The organism is Nitrosomonas halophila (genome assembly GCF_900107165.1).
Lineage (GTDB): Bacteria > Pseudomonadota > Gammaproteobacteria > Burkholderiales > Nitrosomonadaceae > Nitrosomonas > Nitrosomonas halophila.
In genome coordinates, this window is the sequence record NZ_FNOY01000008.1 from 43919 (window position 1) to 70405 (window position 26487).

General features: G+C 52.5%; 30 protein-coding genes. 18 read left to right on the forward strand and 12 right to left on the reverse strand.

Features of this window, described 5'->3' with window-relative positions; translation table 11 throughout:
* Positions 1-70 precede the first annotated feature (70 nt).
* Positions 71-1153, forward strand: a complete 1083-nt coding sequence (gene mutY / locus BLV85_RS03275) for an A/G-specific adenine glycosylase (RefSeq protein WP_090412090.1) — start codon at positions 71-73, stop codon at positions 1151-1153.
* Positions 1140-1775, forward strand: coding sequence for a 5-formyltetrahydrofolate cyclo-ligase (locus BLV85_RS03280; RefSeq protein ID WP_090412092.1), 636 nt, complete (start codon positions 1140-1142; stop codon positions 1773-1775). The genes mutY and BLV85_RS03280 overlap by 14 nt, the downstream gene beginning before the upstream one ends.
* Before the next feature lie 52 nt (positions 1776-1827).
* Here BLV85_RS03280 and BLV85_RS03285 read toward each other — a convergent pair whose 3' ends face one another.
* From BLV85_RS03285 to lptC, 8 genes are all read right to left on the reverse strand, one after another.
* Positions 1828-2445, reverse strand: coding sequence for a flavin prenyltransferase UbiX (locus tag BLV85_RS03285; RefSeq protein WP_090412094.1), 618 nt, complete (start codon positions 2443-2445; stop codon positions 1828-1830).
* Positions 2446-2508: 63 nt separating this feature from the next.
* Entirely contained in the window at positions 2509-3477 is a 969-nt protein-coding gene (gene hprK / locus BLV85_RS03290) for an HPr(Ser) kinase/phosphatase (RefSeq protein ID WP_090412097.1), read from the reverse strand.
* Positions 3464-3934: a PTS sugar transporter subunit IIA gene (locus BLV85_RS03295; RefSeq protein ID WP_090412099.1), complete on the reverse strand. Its 471-nt coding sequence runs from the start codon at positions 3932-3934 to the stop codon at positions 3464-3466. The genes hprK and BLV85_RS03295 overlap by 14 nt, the downstream gene beginning before the upstream one ends.
* A 224-nt stretch (positions 3935-4158) precedes the next feature.
* Positions 4159-4494 carry a ribosome hibernation-promoting factor, HPF/YfiA family gene (gene hpf / locus BLV85_RS03300; RefSeq protein WP_090412101.1) on the reverse strand — a complete coding sequence of 112 codons (336 nt, stop codon included), beginning with the start codon at positions 4492-4494 and terminating at the stop codon, positions 4159-4161.
* Positions 4495-4695: 201 nt separating this feature from the next.
* On the reverse strand, positions 4696-6159 hold the full coding sequence (locus BLV85_RS03305) for an RNA polymerase factor sigma-54 (RefSeq protein WP_090412103.1): 1464 nt from the start codon (positions 6157-6159) through the stop codon (positions 4696-4698).
* A 42-nt stretch (positions 6160-6201) separates the two neighbouring features.
* Positions 6202-6924, reverse strand: a complete 723-nt coding sequence (gene lptB, locus BLV85_RS03310; RefSeq protein ID WP_090412105.1) for an LPS export ABC transporter ATP-binding protein — start codon at positions 6922-6924, stop codon at positions 6202-6204.
* Between the two features lie 38 nt (positions 6925-6962).
* Positions 6963-7574: a lipopolysaccharide transport periplasmic protein LptA gene (lptA, locus tag BLV85_RS03315; protein WP_342707021.1), complete on the reverse strand. Its 612-nt coding sequence runs from the start codon at positions 7572-7574 to the stop codon at positions 6963-6965.
* A 48-nt stretch (positions 7575-7622) separates the two neighbouring features.
* On the reverse strand, positions 7623-8192 hold the full coding sequence (gene lptC / locus BLV85_RS03320) for an LPS export ABC transporter periplasmic protein LptC (protein ID WP_090412107.1): 570 nt from the start codon (positions 8190-8192) through the stop codon (positions 7623-7625).
* Between the two features lie 305 nt (positions 8193-8497).
* On the opposite strand from lptC, the gene nadA reads away from it, so the two are divergent.
* The 8 genes from nadA to panC all read left to right on the forward strand — a co-directional run bounded on the left by nadA (position 8498) and on the right by panC (position 15935).
* Positions 8498-9598 (forward strand): quinolinate synthase NadA, encoded by a 1101-nt coding sequence (gene nadA / locus BLV85_RS03325; RefSeq protein ID WP_090412109.1) that lies wholly within the window; start codon positions 8498-8500, stop codon positions 9596-9598.
* A 63-nt stretch (positions 9599-9661) separates the two neighbouring features.
* Positions 9662-10417, forward strand: coding sequence for an endonuclease/exonuclease/phosphatase family protein (locus BLV85_RS03330; RefSeq protein ID WP_090412111.1), 756 nt, complete (start codon positions 9662-9664; stop codon positions 10415-10417).
* On the forward strand, positions 10414-11583 hold the full coding sequence (gene clsB / locus BLV85_RS03335; RefSeq protein WP_090412114.1) for a cardiolipin synthase ClsB: 1170 nt from the start codon (positions 10414-10416) through the stop codon (positions 11581-11583). The genes BLV85_RS03330 and clsB overlap by 4 nt, the downstream gene beginning before the upstream one ends.
* A 138-nt stretch (positions 11584-11721) precedes the next feature.
* Positions 11722-13092 carry a polynucleotide adenylyltransferase PcnB gene (gene pcnB / locus BLV85_RS03340; RefSeq protein WP_090412116.1) on the forward strand — a complete coding sequence of 457 codons (1371 nt, stop codon included), beginning with the start codon at positions 11722-11724 and terminating at the stop codon, positions 13090-13092.
* 11 nt (positions 13093-13103) lie between these two features.
* The gene (gene folK / locus BLV85_RS03345; RefSeq protein ID WP_090412118.1) at positions 13104-13625 is read left to right on the forward strand and encodes a 2-amino-4-hydroxy-6-hydroxymethyldihydropteridine diphosphokinase; all 522 of its coding nucleotides are present in this window, start codon (positions 13104-13106) and stop codon (positions 13623-13625) included.
* Positions 13622-14260 (forward strand): deoxynucleoside kinase, encoded by a 639-nt coding sequence (locus BLV85_RS03350; RefSeq protein ID WP_090412120.1) that lies wholly within the window; start codon positions 13622-13624, stop codon positions 14258-14260. The genes folK and BLV85_RS03350 overlap by 4 nt, the downstream gene beginning before the upstream one ends.
* A gap of 7 nt (positions 14261-14267) precedes the next feature.
* Complete coding sequence (gene panB / locus BLV85_RS03355; RefSeq protein ID WP_090412162.1) at positions 14268-15077, forward strand: 3-methyl-2-oxobutanoate hydroxymethyltransferase; 810 nt, start codon at positions 14268-14270, stop codon at positions 15075-15077.
* A gap of 24 nt (positions 15078-15101) precedes the next feature.
* Positions 15102-15935, forward strand: coding sequence for a pantoate--beta-alanine ligase (panC, locus tag BLV85_RS03360; protein ID WP_090412122.1), 834 nt, complete (start codon positions 15102-15104; stop codon positions 15933-15935).
* Between the two features lie 50 nt (positions 15936-15985).
* On the opposite strand, the gene BLV85_RS15875 is transcribed toward panC, so the two are convergent.
* Genes BLV85_RS15875 through orn form a run of 3 tightly spaced genes read right to left on the reverse strand, consistent with a single transcriptional unit; the run spans position 15986 to position 19111 of the window.
* The gene (locus tag BLV85_RS15875) at positions 15986-16309 is read right to left on the reverse strand and encodes a hypothetical protein (protein ID WP_342707025.1); all 324 of its coding nucleotides are present in this window, start codon (positions 16307-16309) and stop codon (positions 15986-15988) included.
* The gene (gene glgP, locus BLV85_RS03365) at positions 16231-18528 is read right to left on the reverse strand and encodes an alpha-glucan family phosphorylase (RefSeq protein WP_342707023.1); all 2298 of its coding nucleotides are present in this window, start codon (positions 18526-18528) and stop codon (positions 16231-16233) included. The genes BLV85_RS15875 and glgP overlap by 79 nt, the downstream gene beginning before the upstream one ends.
* A gap of 37 nt (positions 18529-18565) precedes the next feature.
* The gene (gene orn / locus BLV85_RS03370) at positions 18566-19111 is read right to left on the reverse strand and encodes an oligoribonuclease (protein WP_090412124.1); all 546 of its coding nucleotides are present in this window, start codon (positions 19109-19111) and stop codon (positions 18566-18568) included.
* 143 nt (positions 19112-19254) lie between these two features.
* On the opposite strand from orn, the gene BLV85_RS03375 reads away from it, so the two are divergent.
* From BLV85_RS03375 to rsgA, 3 genes are read left to right on the forward strand one after another with little or no spacing between them, the layout of a single operon-like run.
* Positions 19255-20523 carry a M48 family metallopeptidase gene (locus BLV85_RS03375; protein WP_090412126.1) on the forward strand — a complete coding sequence of 423 codons (1269 nt, stop codon included), beginning with the start codon at positions 19255-19257 and terminating at the stop codon, positions 20521-20523.
* Positions 20520-20858, forward strand: a complete 339-nt coding sequence (locus tag BLV85_RS03380) for a 4a-hydroxytetrahydrobiopterin dehydratase (RefSeq protein ID WP_090412128.1) — start codon at positions 20520-20522, stop codon at positions 20856-20858. The genes BLV85_RS03375 and BLV85_RS03380 overlap by 4 nt, the downstream gene beginning before the upstream one ends.
* Complete coding sequence (rsgA, locus tag BLV85_RS03385; RefSeq protein ID WP_245725072.1) at positions 20855-21772, forward strand: ribosome small subunit-dependent GTPase A; 918 nt, start codon at positions 20855-20857, stop codon at positions 21770-21772. The genes BLV85_RS03380 and rsgA overlap by 4 nt, the downstream gene beginning before the upstream one ends.
* A 353-nt stretch (positions 21773-22125) precedes the next feature.
* On the opposite strand, the gene BLV85_RS03390 is transcribed toward rsgA, so the two are convergent.
* A complete protein-coding gene (locus BLV85_RS03390; protein WP_425433776.1) occupies positions 22126-22587 on the reverse strand; it encodes an FKBP-type peptidyl-prolyl cis-trans isomerase in 462 nt (153 codons plus the stop codon).
* Positions 22588-22734: 147 nt separating this feature from the next.
* Between BLV85_RS03390 and BLV85_RS15080 the strand changes: the two genes are divergently transcribed.
* The 5 genes from BLV85_RS15080 to BLV85_RS03410 all read left to right on the forward strand — a co-directional run bounded on the left by BLV85_RS15080 (position 22735) and on the right by BLV85_RS03410 (position 26482).
* Complete coding sequence (locus tag BLV85_RS15080) at positions 22735-22905, forward strand: hypothetical protein (protein WP_176973907.1); 171 nt, start codon at positions 22735-22737, stop codon at positions 22903-22905.
* Between the two features lie 59 nt (positions 22906-22964).
* A complete protein-coding gene (locus BLV85_RS03395; protein WP_090412130.1) occupies positions 22965-23726 on the forward strand; it encodes a DUF3450 family protein in 762 nt (253 codons plus the stop codon).
* Position 23727: 1 nt separating this feature from the next.
* The gene (locus BLV85_RS03400; protein ID WP_090412132.1) at positions 23728-25257 is read left to right on the forward strand and encodes a MotA/TolQ/ExbB proton channel family protein; all 1530 of its coding nucleotides are present in this window, start codon (positions 23728-23730) and stop codon (positions 25255-25257) included.
* Positions 25258-25318: 61 nt separating this feature from the next.
* The gene (locus tag BLV85_RS03405) at positions 25319-25915 is read left to right on the forward strand and encodes a MotA/TolQ/ExbB proton channel family protein (protein ID WP_090412134.1); all 597 of its coding nucleotides are present in this window, start codon (positions 25319-25321) and stop codon (positions 25913-25915) included.
* Between the two features lie 162 nt (positions 25916-26077).
* Positions 26078-26482 carry an ExbD/TolR family protein gene (locus BLV85_RS03410; protein ID WP_090412136.1) on the forward strand — a complete coding sequence of 135 codons (405 nt, stop codon included), beginning with the start codon at positions 26078-26080 and terminating at the stop codon, positions 26480-26482.
* The last annotated feature ends 5 nt before the right edge of the window (positions 26483-26487 follow it).

Genomic DNA, 26487 nt, shown 5'->3' on the forward strand with positions numbered 1-26487 from the left:
TATGCGAGGCTGGTGGATGCGATAGGTGCGGTCACTTTGAAGTATACGGGCTGATTGTGAGCTATATGTCATGAGCCAGGCATTTGCCGGCAGATTGATTAGGTGGCAGCTTGAGCATGGTCGGCATGGGCTGCCCTGGCAGGGCACCAGCGATCCTTATGCGATCTGGGTATCGGAAGTGATGTTGCAACAAACGCAAGTGTTGACAGTCATTCCTTATTATCAGCAGTTTATGCGAGCGTTTCCGGATGTGTCATCTTTGGCCCAGGCGCCACTTGAGAGAGTGCTCGCCTTGTGGAGTGGTCTGGGCTATTACTCGCGCGCGCGTCACTTGCACCGCTCTGCCCAGCTGCTGTTGGAAGACTATGGTGGTGAGTTTCCCCATGACAGGACAGTGCTGCAACGGCTGCCGGGGATAGGCCGTTCGACTGCGGCGGCGATTGCCGCATTTGCATTTGGTGAGTGTTGCACTATTCTTGATGGCAATGTCAAGCGGATACTCGCGCGTTATTTTGGCATTCGCGGCTATCCGGGGGAACGCGCGATCGAGGCGCAGCTATGGCAAACGGCGGAGCGCCTGTTGCCGCAGGGGCCTGATAGCAAAACGATGGCGAGCTATACCCAGGCGCTCATGGACTTGGGTGCGCTGGTATGCACGCGCGCCCGGCCGCGTTGTCAACTTTGCCCATTGCAATCCGATTGCGTTGCTTACAGGCATGATCAGACTGCGGTGTTGCCAACGCCCAAACCCAGAAAGTCGTTGCCTGTCAAGGCAGCTGCGCATTTGATTGTCATCGACCACAACCGGATTTTTCTTGAAAAGCGGCCGCCATCTGGTATTTGGGGGGGGTTATGGTGCTTTCCTGAATTGGCAGTCGATCAGGACAGCATCGATTATTGTGCGCGCAATATCAATTTGCGTGTGTCGAAAGTTACCGAGCTGCCGTGTTTGAATCATGGTTTTACGCATTTTAAACTGTGCATTTATCCCCAGCTTCTGCGGCTGGTTATGCCCGGGCCGTCATGCGCAGCGCCCGATCGAACCTGGGTGACGATTGAAGAGGCAAGGGAGCTCGCTATCCCTGTGCCTGTCAAAAAACTATTGTCCATCACCGAAACAGTATTTCAATCTTGCAATCATGTCTCACAGTAGCGCGCATCAGGATTGGAAGCAGCAGCAGCGTATACGCTTGCGCCAATTGCGCCGGCAGATAACGGAGGCACAACGCAGCCGCTGGAGTGCATCCATCACGAATGCGCTCACACAAGGTTTCCCGATGCTGGCTCGCCAGCGAATAGGTTTTTATTGGCCGCATAAAGGTGAATATGACCCTTTGCCCGCCATGTACTTTTTTAGAATTCAAGGCGCCCAGCTCGCCCTGCCGGAAGTCGTTGCAAAATGTCAACCGCTCAGGTTCATCGAATGGTGGCCCGGGGCACCCATGAAAAAGGATGCGTATGGTATACCAGTGCCCGACAATACCGATGAAATAGCAATAAATGCCGTGATTATTCCGATTCTTGGATTTGACGGACAGGGCTATCGGCTCGGCTATGGCAGTGGTTATTTCGATCGCACGCTGGCCGCCATGAATCCACGCCCACTGAGTATTGGAGTGGCGTTTGAGATTCTCAGGTTACCGACCATACATCCGCAACAATACGATATTGCAATGGATTATGTTGTAACCGAGCAGTCTATTTTTTACCGTGCCGACCATGGCCTGCAGCCGCTATCGATAACGGATTGTGCGCTCAGAAATGCCGCAAGGTAAACCATGCTCTCCACAACCAGCAGGGGATGCAAACCGGTAAAGACAAATGCCGCTATTCAGGGTCACCCCAGCGCGGCATCAAGTGATGTACAACGCCAAGATGATCGAGTATGCGCGCGACAACGAAATCGACGATATCCTGAATGGTCTGGGGATGATAATAAAACCCGGGATTGGGAGGGAGAATGACTGCACCGCACTGCGCCAGTTTCAACATGTTTTCCAGATGAATGATGGAAAAGGGCATTTCGCGGGGTACTATAACCAGCTTGCGCTGTTCTTTTAGCATCACGTCGGCAGCGCGTTCGATCAGCTTTTGGCTTTGGCCGGTTGCCACTGCCGACAAAGTGCCCATGGTACAGGGACAGATCACCATCGCATCGGCTGGATTGGAGCCGGATGCAACCGGCGCAAACCATTCTTCCCGGCCAAATACCTTGAGCAGTCCTGGTTCAGCCTTGAAATATCCGGTCAAAAATGCTTCGGCTTCTTTCGGGCGGGAGGACAGTGTCAGCCCCATTTCTTGTTGCGCGACGATTTGGGCGGCCTGTGAATATAGCAAATAGATCCTGTGCCGCAGTTGCAGCAAAATTTCCAGTAAGCGGATGCCATAGGGCATGCCGGATGCGCCCGTTAAGGCGACGGTGATAATTTTTTCTGGATGGCTCATGGCTCAGTGGGTGGAAGGACGGTCCATACTGGAACAAGCTGCCAGTTGTAAAGGTTATAGCCCTTAATCTTTGGGGTCATCAAAATGTTCGGCCACATTTCCGGCCATTTCCAGTTCATGCCGGCGCACGAATTCCTGAGTGCTGTCGATTCCTCGCAGCTGCAAAATATAGTTGCGGACAGCGGCCTCGACCAGTACCGCCAGATTGCGGCCGGCTGCTACCGGAATGGTGACCTTGCGGATGCGGACATTTAGGATTTCCTCATCGAGGTTGCTCAAAGGCAGGCGCTCAAAGGTGTTGACAAGATCGCCAGCTGTTTTTTCCAGGTGCACGATCAGTTTCATGTTCTTGCGGCGGCGAACTGCGGTTTCACCGAAAATGGTCCGGATATTCAACATTCCCAGGCCGCGTACTTCAATATAATCTCGAAGCAGTGGCGGGCAATAGCCTTCGAGCGTTTCCGGACCGATCCGGTGCAATTCAACGACATCATCCGCGACCAGCCCATGTCCGCGACTGATCAGTTCCAAAGCTAACTCGCTTTTGCCGACTCCGCTCTCTCCAGTGATCATGACACCCATCCCGAGTACATCCAGAAATACCCCATGCCGGCTGATAACCGGTGCCAGAACTCTTGCAAGATAGGAATGCAGGATCCAGATAACTTCCGTGCTTTTACTGCTGGAATGAATCAGCGGTGTGCGGGTGTGGTGTGCGAACGTTGCGACCCTGTCCGGCACAGGCGCATCATCGGCCACGATCAGGCAACTCAGATCGCTGTTCACCAAGCGTTGCAGTGCTTTTTCGAGGGAAGGGGAATCAAGCTGATTGAGATCATTGATTGAAGCACGACTGAGCACTTGTACCCAGTTGGGATGAATCAAGTTGAAATGGCCGATCAAGCCCTGGGGAGATGCGGCGATGAGATGGTCATCGATGATTTTATGGACGGCACCAGGGGGTGTATGCCACTGCAGACCGAGTTTCTCCTCATTATCCTCGAACAGTTGGGCAACGTTAACTTGAGACATGTTCGGGCGCCCAGTCAGAGATGAGCTGATGAATCTCTTTAGCATCCCTGCTATGCAGTAATCTTTCGCGAAAGTTTTTATTGCTGAACATTTGCGCCAGTTCGCTCAGGATGAGCAGGTGCTGATCCGTTGCCTTCTCAGGTACCAGCAGGATGCAGGCGATATTGACCGGCAGGCCGTCTGGCGCATCAAACGGGATGGCTTCCTTCATTCTGACCAGTGCTACGGCTGCTTCGCGTAGTCCCTTAATTCTGCCATGAGGAATGGCGACACCTTGCCCAAGTCCGGTCGATCCGAGTTTTTCACGCGCGAACAAGCTGTCGAAAACCTGGCTGCGTGCTACATGTAAGGTGTTTTCAAACAATAAGCCGGCTTGTTCAAACACGCGTTTTTTACTGGCTACATCCAGATCAACGATGACGTTGGATTCCGGCAATAATTGGGAAATGAGATTCATAAATATTCAGGTCACTTAAGGAAATTCAAAGGCGTATCACTGTAGATGAAGGCAGGATTCGCTGCATCTTTTCCATTGCTAAGTAGATGGATTCTGATTCATTCAGGGAGTTCCTGTTCGGAACTTGATGACATCATCTGCAACCCGCCTCGGGTTTTAGCGTTCGATCATGGGTTTAAATCGCTCGAGTATGGGTTGACAGATCCTGACAGGAACAGCGAGTATTATTCAGGTTCCTTGATTTCCTGGTCTTTTAGTCCACCATGATGGTTGCGGCGATCGATATTTTTTTCCTTGTATTTAAGAATCTGGCGATCGAGTTTATCCACCAGGCTATCGATCGAGGCATACATGTCGGGACCGTCGGCCTCGACGAAAATATCCTTACCCTTGACATGTATTGTCGCCTCAGCCTTTTGATTGAGTTTCTCTACGGATAGAATAACGCTGATATCGATGACATGGTCAAAATGGCGCGTAATTTTGTCAATTTTGGAAAGCACATATTCGCGCATTGCCGGAGTAATGTCGACATGATTGCCTGTGAGATTTAAATTCATTCTTTCTCCTTATTTTAGAGGATCGGTTTTAAGATAACCTAGGAGGCTGTCCGAGAACAGACTGATCTACTGCGGACGAGCCTGGCTGGCCGGATTTTCCGATCCTTTTCGTTGAATAGAACTACTATTCGCCTCAAATGATCGAAAAATCCCGCTCAGTCAGCTTCGCCCTCGCTACGATCGCTATTCTCGGACAGCCTCCTAGAGTGCCTTGCGTAAATTGGTCGGGGGAATATGCATGAACTCCCGATATTTTGCAACCGTGCGGCGGGCGACCACGATGCCCTGCTGGGCGAGTATCCGCGAGATCTGGCCATCATTGAGCGGTTTTCTCTGATCTTCGTTCTGTATCAATTGTTTAATCAAACCACGTATGGCGATGGCCGAACAGGTCTCGCCGGATTCTGTGCTGACATGGCTGCCAAAAAAGTACTTGAGTTCGAAGATACCATGAGGGGTTCGCATGAATTTCTGATTCGTGACACGGGAAATGGTTGATTCATGTAAACCCAAAGTTTCTGCGATTTCGCGCATGACCAGCGGCCGGATGGCTATTTCACCATGGTCCAGGAAGGCTTGCTGCCGGTTGACGATTGCCTGGCTGACTCGGAGTATGGTCTCAAGCCGTTGATGGACGTTTCTGATCAGCCAACGTGCCTCTTTCAGCTGGCCCATCAAGGGCTGAGTCGTTTCATCCCGGTGATGTTTCAGGATGCGCGCATATAAATGGTTGATATGGATGCGCGGGATCGAATCCGGATTGAGCCGCACGGTCCAGTTGTTGTGGAGCTTGGCTACAATCACATCGGGCGTGATATAGCGCGCCGTGCTTGTATTGAAACTGGCGCCTGGCCTGGGATTCAACCGTGTAATCAGCTGCTGGATCGATTGCAGGCAGTTCTCGTCACAGTCCAAAACTTTTTTCAGCTGGCGGAAATTCTTGGCCGCGAGGCTTTCAAGGTGCTCACTGACCAGTTCGAGTGCCTCCTCGCGGAAAGGCGTATTTTCGGGCAGTGCATGCAGCTGCAGCGTCAGGCATTCTTTGAGGTTGCGCGCGCCCACTCCCGGTGGATCGAGTTGCTGGACATATTCAAGTGCCGCCTGCCAATCCTCAACACCGATTCCCAGTTCAGCCTCAAGCATATGGGTCAGCTCATCCAGATCCTGGGTCAGATAACCCTCTTCATCCAGGCTATCGATCAATAAACCGGCAATTTTCTTCTTTCGTTCAGACAGCTGACTTAAACTGATTTGCTGCAAAAGGTGTTCACGCAGACTGGTGGGTTTTGCTGCCAGTTGTGAAAAATCCGAGTCACCTTCTTCATCGTCAGCCATATCGAAACGGGGTTCCTGACTGCCATACATCTGTTCATCAAGCTGATCGATCAAGGTGTCGGTATTCTCACTCATGGCGGGCGTGTCGGGCGATGCGGCGGAATCGGAGGAAAGCATCGAAGTGAAACTATCCAAAAAATCGCCGGTTTCGAACTCGTCACGATCGTTTCCGTCATCGAATTCCAACAGCGGGTTTTCCTGCACGATCTGAGCGATTTCCTGGCTGAGCTCAAGCGTTGACAACTGCAACAATCGAATCGACTGCTGCAATTGCGGGGTCAGCGTGAGACCAGTAGACAGTTTGAGCTGAAGAGAAGGCTTCGTATTCATGAAAAACAGTCAAGCTCCTGAGTGTGAAAGTATTTCCACTTGTCAAAGCCGGAAATTTTCTCCTAAATAGACTTCCCGGACACGCTCGTCGGCGATGAGTGCATTGGGTTCGCCGCTGGAAAGTACTGTCCCGTTGCTGATGATATAGGCACGATCGCAAATTCCCAGTGTTTCCCGTACATTATGGTCGGTGATCAAGACACCGATGCCGCGCGTCTTGAGGAAGCGAATGACCCGCTGAATATCGATGACAGCGATAGGATCCACCCCTGCAAAAGGTTCATCAAGCAGAATAAATCTCGGCTGGGAAGCCAGCGCCCGGGCTATTTCCACGCGCCGCCGCTCCCCGCCCGATAAACTGATGCCCGTGCTTTCTCGTAAATGACTGATATGCAGATCATGCAACAAATCATCCAGTCGCTGTTGGATATCTTCTTTTGTCAGGCGTTGTAACTCCAGAACTGCCAGAATATTGTCTTCGACGGAAAGCCGGCGGAAAACAGAAGCTTCCTGGGGGAGATAACTCAAACCCAAGTGTGCGCGCTTATGGATCGGCAATAGGCTCAGATTATGCTCGTTTAGGAATATTTCGCCGCCGTTGACCGGCACCAATCCAACCACCATGTAAAAACAAGTAGTTTTACCGGCCCCATTGGGGCCGAGTAGGCCGACCACTTCTCCGCTCCGGACGGAGAACGATACATCGATCACCACCTTGCGCGATTTGTAGCTTTTTTGCAGATTTTCGGCTCTCAGTTCATTCATGCATCACCCAGTTTGACTTCAATGTGCCTGGAATTGCGTCAATTTTGTGATTCCTCGTCAGCCTGTTTGGTTCTGGGTTGAATGACCGCACGTACTCTGCGATCTGAATCAACCTCGTTATTGGGCTGCAGTTTTCCTTTTACCTGGAAAAAATCCCGTGCGATATCATACGAGATGTAATCGCCTTCCACTTCATCGCCCCCCCGCTTCAGGCGGGCCTTGCCGAATAATTCTATTTTGTCGGTTTTATCGTCGTATTCAACGCGCTTGCTCCAGGCTTCAATATATTCATCCACACCATCGCGTTTCTGCCGGAAACTGACCAAATCACCATAGGCTGTGGCATAGCGATAGCCAATTGGATCCTCCTTCATGATGACTTTGTCCGCGCGGATCACCAGCGTGCCTTGCGTCAGCACAACGTTGCCGGTAAAAATACTGGTCCGGAAGTCGCCTTTGCGTTTGTAGTCCTCAACGGTGGCGTGATCCGCTTCCAAATGAATCGGTTGATCACGATCCGCACGCTCGCCCATGACAGCGGTTGAAAGAGCCATCATAACAAAAGCAAGCGAGATAAAAATAAGTTGCATGGCGCGCTGTTCCAGTGAGAGAAATCCGATAAATGTCAGGTATTTCAATTTAACAATCATCGCAGCGACTGATTGAACTGTACTCCAGGATCTTGCCGTCGTGCGACGTTAGCGTCGAGTACGTTCATCTCTAGCGCTGACCCGTGACAAGAGCTGAATGTCCCCGGTTTGATTGTTCAATACCATTCCCACAGCGTTGATCGTGCTATTCATTCTGGTCACAACGACGGACTGATCGGTTTTGGCAGTACTCCCGTCCGGAATAAGGTGTAAAAAAGTAGTCAGCATGGTGACTTTATCTCGATCCGCGTCTTCTCCCCTGATCACCGAGACGTTCCCGCTGAGATAAATATCTTTGCCACCTTCGGTCAGTTCCGCATGGTCGGCGCTAACTCTGATCATGGGTTGATCGGGTTCGATGCTGGTAAAATTCACCTGCTCCAAGTGAGTAATATCCCCTTGCGGGTAATGCGTCAGTGTGTGAGCAGTAAATAGACGATGTGCCGCCAACGTATAATCAACCTGAATCCCATCCAGATTTTCGATGATGTAATCCACGCCCTGCTGCAACTCGCCATTTTGCTGAACGCCGGGCTGCTGCATCTTGTCCAGCCAGTAGGTCAGCACCACGAGCACGACAAGCCAGGGAGCCAGTCGTGAGACCAATGGACGAATCATTTTGCGTTACGTTTACTTTGCAATGGTTTTACCCGTATGGGTTTCAGAACGAAACGGACAGCATACAAAGCACTGTTATGCTTGATTTTTCAATATTATAACAGAACCAATTTTACTTTATGGTGGGTAACATCAAGGGTTTTTCCCGCGCTGTTTCTTGATTGATAGGCAAAAATAGCTGAATCGCCAGCGCTTGGCAAATAGCCGGGCTGGGTAATTTAATCTGTTGAATTGCACTTTATGCTTGAATAAGCCTCTCATTATGGTTATGGTCGCGTTTCCCGGTAAATGAATTTGGATTAAGCATGCAAATGAATGCCATCGATTTTGAAAAATACGAATTGTTGCAAGATGAGGTTTGCGCACAACGAATTGTCGCAGCCAAGCAGAAGCTCGGCAAACGCACCGTGATACTGGCGCACCATTATCAACGTGCAGATGTCTACCAACATGCGGATCTGACGGGTGATTCGCTCAAGCTCTCCTATCTGGCCGCTCAAACGGATGCGGATTATTTGGTCTTTTGCGGCGTGCATTTCATGGCCGAGGTGGCAGATATCCTTTCCAGTTCCGAGCAGGTCGTTATATTGCCTGATCTGTCTGCCGGCTGTTCCATGGCGGATATGGCCAATCTCGCCAAAGTGGAGCGAGCCTGGCGTGAATTGGCTGAAGTAATCGATCCGGATGCATTGATCACACCGGTGACCTATATCAATTCCAGCGCCGACTTGAAAGCTTTTTGCGGAGAACATGGCGGTATAGTGTGCACCTCCAGCAATGCTACCAAAATTCTGCAATGGTCGTTTGCCCAGCGAGAAAAAGTATTGTTTTTCCCCGATCAGCACTTGGGACGCTGGAGCGGTCATCAAATGGGCCTGTCCTTGGAAGAGATGCCGGTTTGGGATTTCGATGAACCGATGGGGGGGTTGACTCCCGAACAAATCGACAAGGCCAAGATATTGTTATGGAAGGGGCATTGCTCGGTCCATCAAATGTTTCAGCCACAGCATATTTTGCGTTTTCGTAATCAACATCCCGATGGGTTGGTGATTTCCCATCCGGAATGCAGTTTTGAAGTTTGCAAGGCTTCCGACTTTGTCGGCTCGACCGAATATATCATCAATACCATACGGGAAGCTGAGCCTGGCACGCGTTGGTTGGTCGGAACCGAATTGAACTTGGTTGGGCGCATCGCGGAGGAATTCAAGTCGCAAGGAAAAATGATTCAGTTCATGTCACCGATGGTGTGTATGTGTTCAACCATGGCGCGGATTGATCCGCAGCATCTGGCCTGGTCACTCGAGAATCTTGTCGATGGTCGGGTGGTCAATCAAATCAAGGTACCGGAGCGGGAGGCCAAGCTGGCAAGATTGGCCCTTGAAAAAATGCTGGCTGTCTCAAAATAGAAAAGAAGTGCAGCCAAGTGTTTTATAACGGCTGGTAATGTCCAGCGATTGGATAGTTGATTTATGCCAGACAAGTCATTGCACATTGCCACTTACAATATCCACAAGGGGTTGTCCTATTTCAACCGCCGTATGATGCTGCACGAGTTACGCGACCGTTTGCGTGATCTCGATGTCGATCTCGTGTTTTTGCAGGAAGTGGTCGGTGAGCATGTGCGGCATGCCTCCCGCTTCCAGAATTGGCCAGAAACTTCCCAATATGAGTTTCTGGCCGATACAGTATGGCAGGATTTCGCTTATGGAAAAAATGCCGTGCATGACTACGGTCATCACGGAAATGCCATTCTCAGCCGTTTTCCAATCTTGAGCTGGGAGAATGAAGATATTTCGGCCCACCGTTTTGAAAGCCGCGGCCTCTTGCACTGCGAGATTGAAATTCCGGGCTGGGATGAAACGCTGCACTGCCTGTGCGTCCATTTGGGGTTATTCAAGCGCGGGCGGAGTGTACAACTTCAGGCTATGGAAAAACGGATTCAGGAGCTGGTGCCGCCCGAGGCACCCTTGGTTGTTGCGGGGGATTTCAATGATTGGCGCGGTTTGGCCAATCGGGTTCTGGTCGACCATTTGAAACTGACTGAAGTATTTCAGCATGCGCATGGTAAGACTGCCCGCAGCTATCCTTCCATACTGCCCATGCTGCGCCTCGACAGGATCTATGTGCGTGGCTTTCAAATCAAGCATGCGCGCATCCTGCACAACCGTGCCTGGTCGAAAATTTCCGATCATGCCGCGCTGGCAGCCAATCTGATTCGTCTATGAGAGTGCCCGATTTTATCGAGGGTAACCAAATTACATTACTCCATAATGGAGAGGAATATTTTCCAGCGCTGGAAACTGCTATCGATGCAGCCCAGCTGGAGATATACCTTGAAACCTATATTTTTGAATATGACGCGACTGGCATCCTCATCGCCGCTGCCTTGAAGCGGGCAGCCCAGCGAGGGGTGGCTGTCCGATTATTGATCGATGGATTCGGCTCCTTCAATTTACCCAGTGCGATGATTCAGGAACTGCTGGCAGTTGGCGTTCAGGTGCTGATTTACCGGCAGGAATTTTTTTCTTTCCAACTGAAGCGCTACCGCCTGCGTCGCATGCATCGCAAACTGGCGGTTATGGATGCACGGATCGCGTTTGTGGGCGGCATCAACATCATCGACGACTATCATGAGCCCGATGCACTGTGGCCGCGCTTTGATTATGCAGTTGAAATCAAGGGGCCGTTGCTAAGGAAAATTCATGCGGCAGCAAGGCATTTATGGATGCTGGTTGCATGGGCGCACTTCAAAAAACGTTGGGCCGATGATCTTTGCATCGACCAAGATGCATTACCGACAGGCAAGCAGCGGGCGGCTTTCGTGATTCGGGACAATCTGCGGAATCGGCGCAGTATTGAGCGCTGTTATCTCAAAGCAATTGCTTCCGCCCGCCAGGAAATCATCATTGCAAATGCCTATTTCCTGCCCGGCCTCAATTTCCGGCATGCCTTGATCAAAGCCGCTCGGCGGGGTGTTTCGGTCATACTGCTTTTGCAGGGAAAAATCGAATACCGCTTGCAGTACTATGCCACGCGCGCTTTATATGGCAGTCTGCTGGATGCTGGTATCAGTATTTACGAGTATCAGCAGGGATATTTACACGCCAAGGTAGCAGTGGTCGATCACATATGGTCCACTGTTGGCTCTTCCAATATCGACCCTTTCAGCTTGCTGCTGGCACGCGAAGCCAACGTCATCATCAGTGACCGAATATTTGCCACAGAACTGCGCAACAGCCTCCAGCAGGCTTTAGCCACATCCTCTCCGATCTTGCAGCATTTCTGGAACAGGTACTCCTGGCTCAGGCGGGGCTTGAACTGGGTATGCTACTATTTTGTTCGGGTGCTACAAGGGCTATCGGGCTACAGTCGTGAAGGAAGCCGGATTTAGTCAATTGATGCCAAAAACAGCGTTTGCCATCACAATTGCAGCTACTCATTGCCACAATCGGTTTTTTTCAATCCTTTCCTGAAAATCTGATTCGTTACCGAGTGTATAATCTATCGCTTATTGGTTTGATATTCAGGCATGATCCGTAAATTTCTGCGCCGTATTTTTTCTTCAAATGCCACTACTCCTGTGACCGAAAAAGGGTGCCGCACAATTTCATGCGAAGAGCATGGCATTACGCGTAGCCGCATCAGTTCGAGCTCATTGAAAGTTGCCTTGACCTTACAGCAGGCGGGCTATTCTGCTTATGTCGTGGGCGGCGCCGTTCGTGATTTGCTGCTGGGGCTCAAACCCAAGGATTACGATGTTGCAACCAATGCGACGCCCGAGGAGGTGCGTGCTGTTTTCAGGCGTTCGCGCATCATAGGGCGGCGCTTTCGTTTGGTGCATGTGATCAGTCATGGTGAGATCGTGGAGGTTTCCACTTTTCGCGGCGGTATGCTTGGAGACGCTTCCCGGCCAGATACCGGGCAGGGTTATGCGGACGCTAATGGGCGCCTGCTGCATGACAACATATTCGGCAGTCAGGAAGAAGATGTCAGGCGGCGCGATTTCACCATCAATGCCTTGTTTTACGACCCTGCGACCGAAGAAATCCTTGACTACCTGGACGGCTTTGAGGATGTACTGTCCAAGCGGTTGTGCATGATAGGCGAGCCCGAACAGCGTTACCGGGAAGATCCCGTCCGGATGTTGCGGGCGGTTCGTTTGGCGGCCAAGCTCGGCATCCAGATCGAAGACAGGACGGCCGCCCCGATCGGGGATTTGGCGCCTTTACTGCAGAATGTGCCGCCGGCCCGTTTATACGATGAAATGTTGAAGCTATTGTTCTCCGGCCATGCGCTGGCTGCAGTGGTGGATCTGCGTACCCGGGGTCTGCACCATGGATTGCTGCCGATGCTGGATGTGATCTTGGAGCAACCCCTCGGCGAACGTTTCATCACCTTGGCGCTCAGAAATACCGATGAGCGTGTGCAGCAGGGTAAGCCGGTTTCACCCGGCTTTCTCTTCGCGGCGCTGTTGTGGCACGAAGTCCTGGCGGCCTGGAATGTGCAGCTCAAAACCGGGGAGAGGCCGATTCCGGCGCTCTATAGAGTGATGGGAAACGTATTGGCAACGCAACGCGGCCGACTGGCCATCCCGCGCAGGTTTGATGGGGTAATCTTCGATATCTGGTCCATGCAGCCAAGATTCGAGTCCCGTGCAGGACGCAAGCCATTCCGTTTGCTGGAGCATCCAAATTTCCGGGCAGCCTATGATTTCATGTTGTTGCGTTGCAAGAGCGGTGAAATCGATTCAGAACTGGCGCAGTGGTGGCAGACATTCAAGAACGCGGATCACACCATCCGGGAGAGCATGCTGCATCAGGAAGTTTCGCCCAAACGGCGCAGAAGACGGCGCAGCCGCCGCAAGCCGGCCGATCATGAAAAAGCCGAAACTGTTCAATAATTGTATCAATCATGCCCGCAGAATCCGCTCAAACGCAATCAGCGCCGACCAGGCAAGCCTATATCGCATTGGGAAGCAATCTGGACAATCCCCTGTTTCAAGTCAGGCGAGCAATGCTGCTGCTGGCCGAACTTGAACATTCACATCTGGTCAAGCGTTCCTCATTTTACCGCAGCGCCCCACTGGGTAAAACGGACCAGCCCGACTTCATCAATGCGGTAGTGCAAATGGAAACGAAATTGACGCCACACCACTTGCTGGAGGCACTGCTGGAAATCGAGCGGGCCTGCGGCCGGATTCGGACCTACCCGAATGCACCGCGGATACTCGACCTGGATATTCTGTTGTATGATGGATTGCAGTTCCAGGACGAAAGGTTGGTTTTGCCGCATCCGCGCATGCACGAACGGGCCTTCGTGCTGCAACCCTTATTGGAAATTACCAGTACATGCATGATTCCGGGGCGAGGCAGCGCGGCTGAGTGCTTGAGCGCATGCAACGACCAATCATTGGAGCGTATTGCATCATCATGAGTTTGCAGCGATATCGATATATTGCAATCGAAGGGCCGATTGGTGCAGGAAAAACCAGCCTGGCCCGCAATCTGGCGGACCGCCTGAAGGGTGCCTTGGTCCTGGAGCAACCGGAAGCCAACCCGTTTCTGGAAAAATTCTATGCGGACATGCCGCGCCATGCACTGTCCACCCAGCTGTTTTTTCTCTTTCAGCGAATGCAGCAGCTGCAGGCCATGCGCGAGGAGATGTCCACCCAGCCGGTTGTCAGCGATTTTCTGTTCGAGAAAGATCAATTGTTTGCCGAGGTTACGCTCAGTGAAGCGGAACATGAACTTTACAAACAGCTGCGGGCGCATGTGCAACCGCATGCCGCCTCGCCAGATCTGGTGATTTATCTGCAGGCAGCGCCTGAAATTCTGATCAGGCGTATCCGGCAGCGGGGGAGTGTACTGGAGCAATCCCTGTCGGAAAACTATCTGCTGCGCTTGTCGGAGTGTTATATGCGGTTCTTTCACGCCTATGATCAGGCACCGGTCATGATCGTGAACAGTGAGCATCTCAATTTTGCTCACAGTGCCGCCGACCTCGACATGCTGCTGGGGCGTATTGAACGGATGCGCAGTGCGCGCGAATATTTCAATGTCGGAGGATAGCCAGTCGATGGAGCGATCTCCTGCGGTGCGTCTCACCCGAGAAACCTTGTACAAGCTATATCGGAGCAGCCAGAAAATAGCTGCCTTGACCTGCTATGACGCGACTTTTGCGACGCTGCTGGAAAATGCCGGAGTCGATATCCTGTTGGTGGGCGATTCACTTGGCAACGTCGTGCAGGGCCACACCGATACCTTGTCCGTCACACTGGATGAAATGGCTTACCATACCCGTTGCGTGGCGCGCGGAACAAGCAGGGCGTTCATCATGGCGGATATGCCGTTCGGTACCTCACAGATTTCTCCCCAGGAAACGTTCCGGAATGCTGCCCGGCTGATGGCAGCGGGTGCGCAAATGGTCAAGATTGAAGGTGGCCGGCATATGGTCGATACCGTCGATTTTCTGACTTGTCGCGGTATTCCGGTTTGTGCGCATATCGGCCTGATGCCGCAGTCCGTGCATCAATTGGGCGGCTACAGGCTGCAGGGGCGCTCGGAGATTGAGGCGGAACGATTGCTGGAAGATGCCGCGCTGTTGCAGCAAGCAGGCGCAGCCATGCTGGTGATGGAGTTGATCCCCGCCGTGCTGGCCGAGCAGATCACACAGCAGCTTGCCATTCCAACCATCGGCATTGGCGCAGGCGCGGCCTGTGCCGGACAAGTACTGGTGTTGCACGATATGTTGGGAATTTATCCAGGTACTTCACCGCGTTTCGTCAAAAATTTCATGCTGGGTGCAGAGAGCGTGCAAACTGCAGTCAGAAACTATGTCAGTGCAGTCAAATCCGGCCAATTCCCTGCTTCTGAGCATCGCTTCTGACGGTTCTGGGACAAGCCAGCAGCTATGGAAATTATCACTGACATCATGTCGTTGCGGGTACGCCTGCAACGAGAATCCTCGATTGCCTTCGTGCCGACCATGGGGAACTTGCACGCGGGCCATTTATCACTGGTTCAAATTGCGCGCCAACACGCTGCCTGTACGGTCGTCAGCATCTTTGTCAATCGCTTGCAATTCGCACCACATGAGGATTTCGATCGCTATCCCCGTACCCAGGAGAATGATTGCCGTTTGCTGAAGGAGAGCGGTGCCGACATTGTATTTCTACCGGACGAAAAAACACTCTACCCGGTTTCCCAGACATTCCAGGTATCGCTTCCGGTCATGGCCGATACACTGGAAGGCGCCTGCCGGCCCGGTTTTTTCAGGGGTGTGGCGACAGTGGTACTCAAGTTATTCAATATCGTTCAACCGCAAATCGCTGTTTTTGGTCAAAAGGATTTTCAACAGCTGCAAATCATTCGTGGCATGGTCGAACAATTCAATTTGCCGATAGAAATTCTAGCGGGAGAAACCGTGCGGGCGGACGATGGTCTTGCACTCAGTTCCCGTAATAGTTATCTCGAACCGAAGCAACGTCAGGAGGCCAGCCAGCTGGCTTGGGTCTTGCAACAAGTCAAGCAGCGGGTTGAGGCGGGTGAAAACAATTTCGCCCGGCTGGAGCAATGGGCTGCCCAAAGATTGCATGAACGCGGCTGGAAAGTGGATTACGTTGCAGTCTGTCATCAGCAGACCCTGTCCCGCGCAACCATCGACGACCGGCAATACGCGATCCTGGGCGCGGCTTGGCTGGGACAGACACGCCTGATCGACAACCTTCTGTTTTCACGGCCATAAAGGCGGTTAAAACAGAAGGCTTCTGGGCGCCCTCAACCAGCCGCTATGATTTATAGCCATATCATTTTGCCCATTTCCAGAGGATGGGTCAGCAGCGGATGATGAGGATAAATGCGCAAATAATATTCCTGCCTGCCACAGAGCTCCGGCACGTGGCGCAGTTCAAATTGGTGGGCTTGTGAGTCCAGGGTGCCGGTGCATTCAAACTGGAAATGCTTGAATTGATCAAGCCGGGTTCTTTTATATTGCCGCGAGAGCAGCAGTTCCACCACGACATCGTCCGGCTGCAAACCGTTCAGCTTGACGGCAAGCTTGAAGTGTAAAGGCTCGCCAAAGGCGATTCGCCTGCAGGGCGTATCCAGCCGCCGCCCCATGCCGCACGCACCTTGGCTTTCCAGGCAGCGATATTCTGGGCAACCGCGAAATTGTCTTGGGTGTAGCGCACGCCCTGTTGACTGGCGGGAATGTAGAATTTCTGAATGTATTCTTCGACCATGCGCCGGGCGCCATAGCGTGGGAGCAGGGTGGCCATCGAATGTTTGGCCATTTTCACCCATTCGGCAGAAAAACCGGATTTGCCATGGTCATAAAAGAGTGGGATGACTTGATCCTGCAGGATCTCATAGAAAGAGCGGCTTTCTTCGGCATCCCGCAATGGGGGTTCCAGCTGTTCCGATACCGGCTTGACTCCCCAGCCATTCTTTTCATTGAAGCCTTCGCCCCACCAGCCATCCAGGATGCTCAAGTTAAGCGTGCCATTAATACCGGCTTTCATGCCTGATGTGCCGCTGGCTTCCAGTGGATAGATCGGATTGTTGAGCCACACATCGACACCTGCGACCAGTCGTCGCGCCAGGCGTAGATCATAACCTTCCACCATCAGGATACGCCCCTCGAATTCCGGCATGGCGGCGACCTGATTGACGCGCCGGATCATATCCTGACCGGGATGATCGGCTGGATGCGCTTTGCCAGCAAAAATCAGCAGTACCGGCCGCTCCTGATCAAGCAGGATACTGCGTAACCAATCGAGATTTTCGAACAGCAAGGTGGCACGCTTGTAGGTGGCGAATCGGCGCGCAAAGCCGAGTGTCAATACATTGGGATTGATGGGATCAGCGAGTTTCAGCAAGCGTTCGAGATGGGCATCGGAACCGTGATTGCGGATATTCTGTTCGGTCAGGCGCGCACGGATCCCGTAAAACATTTGCGACTTCAAGGTTTGGCGCACACTCCAGAAAATATGATCGGGAATGGTATCGATACGTGACCAGAATTCGGGTTCGCATAGCTTGTTGCGCCATTCCGGGCCCATGTGACGATCGAACAGATCCGTCCACTCCTGTGCGAGAAAAGTTGGGATATGGACACCATTGGTGATATGGTCGACCGGATTTTCTTCCGCCTCGATCTCTGGCCAGAGGTCACGGCAAATTCTGGCTGACACACTGCCATGGATTTTGCTGACGCCATTGTGCATGCGTGACAGGCGGATGGCCAGCGCTGTCATGTTGAAATCGTGGTCATCGTTGGTATGACCGAGTGCCATGAATGTTTCCCTGGAAATCTTCAATTCCTGATAGAAGCTTTCGAAGTAATGATGCATCATCGCTTCCGGAAAATGATCATGGCCTGCCGGTACCGCAGTATGGGTAGTGAATACCGTGTTGACTGCGACAGCTTCCATGGCACTGGCGAAATCCAGCCCTTGCTGCACGAGCTCGCGGGCACGTGCCAGCATCATGAAAGCGGCATGGCCTTCGTTGCTATGCCAGATGGTGGGTGTGATCCCGAGCGCCTTCAAGGCGGCGACGCCACCGATCCCGAGAATAATTTCCTGTTCGATGCGCATGGTTTTATCGCCCCCATATAACTGATGGGTGATCAGGCGATCATGCTGGGAATTTTCCGGCAGATCCGTATCGAGAAGATAGAGAATGACACGCCCGATTTGTGCTTGCCATATTTTGGCCATTACTATCCGGCCAGGAAACTTGACTTGCACTCGCACATCCGAGCCGTCCGCGCGCGATACGGGTGTTACCGGCAGATCCTCGAAATCTGAATCGCAATAGGCAGCAAGCTGGTTACCCTGACCATCGATCTTCTGGGTGAAATAACCTTGCCGGTAGAGCAGGCCGACTGCCACGAATGGCAGGCATATATCGCTCGCTGCCTTGCAATGATCGCCAGCCAGAATACCGAGGCCGCCGGAATAGACTGGCAGGCTTTCATGGAAGCCAAATTCGAAGCAAAAATAAGCGACCTGATCATGTGCCTCGATACCTTCAACTGTGCTGCAGTGAATGGTTGCCGAATGATAGGAATCATAAGCGGACAAAATGCTGTTGTAAAAGCTGAGAAAGGCCGGATCTTCCGAGGCAGCCAGCAGCAACGATTCATCGACCCGTCGGAGAAAAGCCTTGGGGTTGTGTCCAACCATTTCCCATAGCCGTGGATCCAGCCGCGAAAACAATGCACGGGTAGCGCGATCCCAGCTGTACCAGAGATTGTTGGTCAATTCCTCCAGACGGGACAGCCGTTCGGGTATCTTTGGATTGACGGTGAGCATGAAGGTTGTTCGTTTAGCCATTGAAGCGACTCCTATGATTGATGAAGCGCGTACACATTCAAAGCGCGAACATATGCGTGCGGTAGTATTTGAGTTCTTCCAGGGAATCGTAAATGTCCGCCAACGCTTCGTGTTTGCCCTGCTTGTTGAAGCCGGCCATGATGTCCGGCTTCCAGCGCTTTGCGAGCTCTTTGAGCGTGCTGACATCCAGATTGCGGTAATGAAAATAAGCCTCCAATTGCGGCATCGAGCGCGCCAGGAAGCGCCGGTCCTGGCAAATCGAATTGCCGCACATGGGCGAGACCCCGGCTGGCACATACTCTTGCAAGAAGGCCAGCATCTGCGCTTCCACCTCGGTTTCCGATAGAGTGGATGCCTTGACCTTGTCAATCAGGCCAGATTTGGAATGTGTGGATTGATTCCATTTGTCCATACCGTCCAGGACGCTGTCTGGCTGGGAGACGACCAGCACCGGCGCTTCGGCCAGTACATTGAGTTGGCCATCCGTGATCACCAGCGCGACTTCGATGATGCGATCGGTATCTGGACTTAATCCGGTCATTTCCATATCTATCCAGATGAGGTTGTTGCTATCTTGTGCCATAATCAATAAACATGAATTTTAAAAATTGGATTGTGTCATATTGTTATATACCCGTCATGGTTTGATACTGTATGCCATGGAATACGGTGTTAATGAAAAAATAATTTCCGATCACTTCTTTCAAATCATCGACTTCCAAGCCTATGCAAACCTTTACTTATATTTTTATCGCCGCTTTGTTACTGACTACCTTGACGCAGTTGTGGCTGGCGACCAGGCACATGCGCCATGTCATGGCGCATCGGGACCGGGTACCGGACGCTTTCGCAAGCCAGATTGATCTCTCGGCGCACCAGAAAGCGGCCGACTATACCTGCGCCAAGGTCCGTTTGGGCTATCCCAGTGTGTTGTTGCACGCTGTTCTGCTGCTGGCACTCACTCTGGGTGGCGGGCTGACATGGCTGTCCAGTTTCTGGTCCGGCTGGCTCGTTCATCCACTTTGGCATGGCATGGCGCTCATTTTCAGCACCATTGCTTTGCTGAGTCTGGCAGAAATTCCTTTCAGTTATTACCGTGTTTTCGTGATTGAACAGCAATATGGCTTCAATAAAATGACACCCGGCATGTTCTTCTCGGATTTGCTCAAACAGTATACGCTCGGACTGTCATTGGGTGTGCCCTTGTTGTTCTGTGTCTTGTGGTTGATGGAGCAGGCGGGGGAAAGCTGGTGGCTTTATACCTGGCTGATCTGGGTGGTTTTCAATCTGTTTCTGTTGGCGGTGTATCCCAACTGGATCGCACCGTTGTTCAACAAATTTTCTCCCTTGGAAAACGCGTCGCTCAAGGTACGGATAGAAACGCTGCTCAAGAAATGCGGCTTTGAATCCAGCGGGTTGTTCGTCATGGACGGTTCGCGCCGCAGCAGCCATGGCAACGCCTATTTTACCGGCTTTGGCAAAACCAAGCGAATTGTCTTTTTTGATACCTTGCTGAGCCGACTGGAACCTGCGGAGATCGAGGCGGTGCTGGCGCATGAACTCGGACACTTCAAACGGCGTCATGTCATCAAGCGCATCGTCCTGTCATTTGTGGCCAGCCTGGTTTTTTTGTGGTTGCTGGGTTATCTGATGCAGCAGGCGTGGTTTTATCACGGATTGGGCGTCGAGGTGGCAACCATACCCTCAACCGCGATGGCTTTATTGCTGTTTTTCCTGGTGATGCCGGTCTTTACCTTTCTGCTGCATCCTCTGACCAGCTTGTATTCACGCAAGCACGAATTCGAGGCGGATGAATATGCAGCGCAGCAGGCCTCGGCCGCCGACCTGATCCGGGCGCTGGTCAAGCTTTATCAGGATAATGCCGCAACGCTTACGCCCGATCCATTGCACTCGGCTTTTTATGATTCGCATCCGCCGGCTGCGATCCGGGTCGCGCAGCTCAAGAAACTGATACCAACCGGAGCCACAACATGACACAAATTTGCGATTTGACCCACCGGAAATGCAAGCCCTGCGAAGGTGGCGTGCCTCCATTGACTGCAGAAGCGGCAGCAGAGTTGTTGCAGCAATTGTCGGGCTGGCAGTTGACTGATCATAAAATCAGCAAGGTGTTTTCATTCAAGAATTACTATCAAACCATGGCGTTCGTGAATGCGGTTGCCTGGATTTCACATCGTGAAGACCATCATCCCGATATGACTGTTGGTTATAACCAGTGCCAGGTGGAATACATGACGCATGCCGTCAACGGGTTGTCGGAAAACGATTTCATTTGTGCGGCGAAAGTGGATATGTTGTTCAAGATTTGAGCACCCAGCGCGCCGGCCGGCAGGGCGATGCTCCAGATCGCCTGGTTGGTCAGATCACGGCTGCCTATGGGCGCCGCTACGATGTTGAAACTTCCGCTGGCGTTGTTTATTCATGCGTGATGCGTGGCAAGAAAACAGGCGTCGCATGTGGGGACCAGGTCGAGTTCCTCCACACGGCAGCCGATCAGGGGGTCATCGAAACCATTCTGCCGCGCACCAGCCTTTTTTATCGCAGCGATGCTTTCCGCGAGAAGCTGATTGCAGCCAATGTCACACAGCTGGTGTTCGTCATCGCTGCTATTCCAAGCTTCGACCTGGAGCTGCTCGACCGCTGCCTGATGGCGGCCGAGAGTCAGGACATTCAGCCACTCATTCTACTGAACAAGGCCGATTTGATTGAACCGAGCCAGGCGGCCAGACAAGCATTGGGGGTGTATCAGGCATTGGGTTATCCCCTGCTTGAAATCAGTGCCAGAATCACAATCGAACCGCTGATTCCGTATTTATCAGGCCATACCAGTCTGTTCGCCGGGCAGTCCGGCATGGGCAAGTCTACCCTACTGAATGCGCTGATACCCGAGGCGCGGCAGATGACCGCGGAAATTTCGGATGCGCTCGACAGTGGCCGGCATACCACAACTCATGCTCGCTTGTTCAGACTGGATGCTGACAGCTATATTATCGATTCACCCGGCTTTCAGGAATTCGGCCTGCATCAGTTGAACGAACAATCCCTGGCATGGGGATTTGTTGAATTTCGCTCCTACCTGGGGCAATGCCGATTTCGCAACTGCCGTCATCTTGCGGAGCCGGGTTGCGCCGTATTGGAGGCAGTCCAGGCAGGCGCCATCCACAGCAGACGCATGGCTTGTTACCATAAATTGCTATTGCTGCGCGGCAGCATCAAACGATAGGTGATGAAAAATGGCGGGAAGGTGAGAATGCGAAGGCGGCACGCCCGGAAGCATGCCGCTTACTTGTTCAAATATATGCCTCTAGACAATTTCAACGGGCGTTATGCACCGAACTGAAAAAGGTACAGGCATATTCAAGCAAGGATACCGCTAGCCGATATCAGAGCCTGATCATCCTGGCCTAGGAGGCTGTCCGAGAATAGACTGATCTACCGCGGACGAACCTGCCAGGCTGGATTTTACGATCCTTTTCGTTGAATAGAACAACTAACCGCTTCAAATGATCTAAAAATCCCGTTCAGCCAGCTTCGCCCTCGCTACGATTGCTATTCTCGGACAGCACTCCTAGTCTCCTAGTGCAGGCTGATCAGCTCGACATCGAATACCAGGGTCGCATTGGGCGGAATCACTCCTCCAGCACCCTGGGCGCCATAGGCCATGGCAGGCGGAATGATCAAGGTGCGCTTGCCACCGACTTTCATCCCTTGCACACCCTGATCCCATCCCTTGATGACGCGGCCGGAACCCAGCAGGAATGAAAAATGATTGCCCCGGTCATGCGAGCTGTCAAATTTCTTGCCTCTCTTGTCTTCAGCCGCAGCGTCATACAGCCAGCCGGTATAGTGGACATTGACGGTTTTGCCTACAACCGCTTCCTCACCGGTTCCAACCTCGACATCGATTTTTTCCAGCGCCATGATATCGGCGTTCGCGTGGGGCGAAGCCATGTGTTCTTTGTAAGCGTGTGTGTTCATGGATAGCAAGCATCCTCCCAGTAATATAAAGCCAAGTAAAAAAATATTTGATTTGATCATAATTTTCTCGCTAAAAATAAAAATATTGATTGAATCCGTTCAATCGTTTGTACAGTAAACGGCGCACCTGCCTCACCAACCAGCCCACGGGCGCGGCTGGCATGGTCGTAGCCATCCTCCCTCGCATGCTTCGTCGGGCTGCCTGCCGTGACTAAGATACCATTTTATAGCGCGATCACGATACCGATCGTGGCCAGTGCCTCACCGCTCATGTCGCAGCAAATGGCTGAACCTGGAGCGGCCTGTCATGCAAGCTTCAATCATTCTGTCATATTTCTGCAGCAAACCTGTCATGCATCTGAAATATTGGCTGCTTAGAATGGCGCTTCAACGCAATGAATCACTGGGAAGACCAGGATGAATGACAAGGACAGTCAATGATAGTCAATCAAGCGACGCGCGGCAGTTATTTATTACTGCTTGGATTACTGACAGCAACGCCTGCCAGTGCGGAGAAGTTCGATGATCTGGCGCAATCGCTGATCCGCCTGCGCGGCGAGGTCGAGGAATTGCAAACCCAGCTGGATACAGAGAAGCAGGACCATAAAAGCAGAATGGATGCATTGAGTTCACAAATGGCGGACTTGAGCATCGAAAATCGCCGCCAGAAACTCGCGCTCGAGAAAATGGCGCAAGCGCTCGAGAAATTGCAGGCGGCCAAAGCAGCCAAGCTCAGCAGTGAAGAAGTGCTGTTGCCGGTTGTTGCGGCGAGTCTGGAGAATCTGCGGGTGGTGGTTGCCGATGGCCTGCCTTTCAAAACCGATGAGCGCCTGGCAGAGCTGGACAGTTTAAAAACTCAATTGGAGAGCGGGAATCTGGATCCGAAGCGGGCTGCCAACCGGATTTGGGCGTTTATCGAGGACGAAATCCGCCTGACCCGAGAGAATGGCCTGTATAGCCAAACCATCGCGCTAAATGGCAAAAATGTCCTGGCGGAGGTGGCCAAACTCGGCGCCATGTTTATCTATTTTCAGACCAGCGAGAACCAGGTTGGCATGGCCCAAAGGAAGCCGGGCGGCTGGCAGTTTGTTGAACTGAGCGATACCGCAGCCCGGCAGCGCATCAATGCTTTATTCGATTCGCTGAAGAAGCAGATTCGCCAAGGCTATTTTGAACTCCCTAATCCTTTCGAGTCCTGACATGATACGCGCCACGCAACTATTGATCTGTTATCTCACGCTCTGCTGGCTGCCTGCATCGATCCTCGCGCAAAGCAAGATCGAGCAGCCGTCTGAGCAGGGTTCCACCCAGGCGCTTGCGCCGGGCGCAAAGCCTGCCGCCAAGCAAGTGAATGCCCCCGCTACGCCTTCCGATGCGGAAACATTGGCGGCGGCCTACAAAAGGGAATTTGCATTTCTGGCCGAGCAGAAACGTGAACTGAATAATCGCCTGCGTGAGTTCCGGGCCAGGACTGGGCAGACAGAACAATCCTTGCGGCAGCGTATCAGCATGCTGGAACGCGAGAATCTGAGTCAGGCCAACCAGGAAGACAATTTAAGGACGCAACTGACGGCCGCCGAACATAAGGAAGAAAGTCTGCACGAGCGCAGCGAGCTGCTGGAAATGACCTATTCCCAGGCAAACAGCACCTTGAAAAAGTATCAGCGCGCGTTGGACAAGCAGGCGGCGTTTGTGGACGGCGGCGAGGATGGCAAGCTGAGCCTGGTTTTTGCCATGGCCCATGATTTGCTGAAGGATTTGAGCGCGGTGCGCAAAACCCGTGACAAGTTTTTCCTGCTGGATGGGACCGAAACCGATGGCCAAATTATTCATATTGGGAATATTGCCGCCTATGGCGTGAGCAATCAAGGCAGTGGCATCCTGGTGCCGGCCGGGAACAATCGTTACCGAATATGGGCAGAGCCCGCGGCGGATATCGCTGAAGGTCTGCTGAACGGCAATCGCCCGCCCTTGCTGAAAATGTATTTGTACGAATCAAGGGAGCGGGCGATTGATATCACCACCGAAAAATCGGTCATGGAAATTATCGATTCCGGTGGCCTGATCGGCTGGGTGATCGTCGCCTTGGGGCTGTTGGTCGTGATTTTGGTTGTTGTGCGAACCGTGATTCTGTACAGCAAGAACGCGCAGGCCAAAGCCATCCGTATCGAGACCTTGCGCTTGCTGGCCGATCAGCAGGTTGAGCAGGCATTGAACTATTGTCAGAGACAAACAGGGCCTTTCGCGCGTTTGCTTGCGGCCATTATGACCCATGCCAAGGCCGAGCGCGATCATCTGGAAGATGTCATTTCAGAAACCCTGCTGCATGAGTCTGCGCCGCTCAATCGCTTCGGCGCAACGATCCTGGTGATCGCGACGATTTCACCGTTGCTCGGTTTATTGGGAACGGTGACGGGGATGATATCAACCTTCGATATCATTACCGAGTTCGGGACTGGTGATCCCAAATTGTTATCGGGCGGTATTTCCATTGCCCTGGTCACGACCCAACTTGGCTTGATAGTCGCCATCCCGGCGGTACTGGTGGCAACCATGCTCAACAGCTGGGCCGAAACCATCAAGCGTGAGCTGGAAGAAACCGCGCTCAAAGCGAGCAATCTCGTGCTCGGCAATGTCCCGCAGGCAACACCGGCAGCCAGCCCGGATATCAGCAGGCAAACCGATGAGGATGCACTTGCTGGCGGCGCGATGGGTTATTCGGCTGTCTGAAATAGTGCCCTCTCCAGATTATGTTCCGCTGTAAGTCTGCCCAAGAAAACCGGCCATCATCATGCTAGATATCATTTTGGAACTGGAGCAATTTATTGAAGCAGGTGGTTTTGTCATGCCGCCCTTGCTGATCGTAACCATGCTGCTGTGGTATTGCCTCGGCTACCGTTTCTGGATCCTGAAACGGCGCGGTAAATTCGGTCCGCGTGAGCTGGTCAGGCAGGGGTTGCGGGGTGTAAGCACTCGCCCATACGACCTGGTCGAGGAAGCAGCGATGGCCGGCGCGGGTTTGGTCAAGTGCCGCGTGCGGGATTTGCGGCGCTGTCTGGATAGCGAATTCATTCGTTACGAGATAGAAATCATGCGTTTCAGCCCGATCATTAATACTGTTGTCATTATCGCTCCACTGCTGGGTTTGCTCGGCACGGTCAACGGCATGATCGAGACTTTCAACTCGTTGGCCGACATGGCGTTGTTCGCGCAGTCGGGCGGCATCGCGGGCGGGATTTCCCAGGCGTTGTTTACCACGCAACTGGGTCTGGTGGTTGCGGTGCCGGGCTTGTTGTTCAAATCGATGCTGGATCGCAAGCAGCGGCGCATCCAGGCCGAGCTTGCCCAAATCAAGGATCTGTATTGCTCCGCAATCCATGTGAAATAACTTGGGCATATGTTGTTACGTATTCGGGAAAGATGTCAGGCGCGAGGTGAAGCCGAATGGTCGTTCCATTCGCAAGCCTCGCAACACCGCAGATGCCCAAAAGCGACCCCAGCGCATGCTCAAGTTATTTATTAACGAGCCCTTATTAGCCAGGATGAACAGATGAGATACCGAGAAAGTACCGATGCGAGCGGCAGTTTGGATATTTCGCCACTGATCGACATCGTTTTCATATTGCTGATCTTTTTTATGGTCACCACCACGTTCGTGAAAGATATGAAACTGGAATTGGAAAGACCGAATGCCTCCAGCGCGTCACCCGCATCGACCAAAGCCATCCGCCTCTATATCGACAAGGCAGGTGATACCTATCTCGATGGCGAACCCATTCGTATCTGGCTGATACAGAGCAAGCTGCGCGACTTGCTGAAAGCCTCCGCCGAGGCCGGGGTGCTGGTCGTTACTGACGAGGGTGTGCCAGCCGGCAAGCTGGTGGAAGTGGTCGATCAGGCTCGCCTGGCAGGTGCCAGGCATGTCGGGGTCGCAACCCAGAAAGAAGCCGGTTAGGAGAG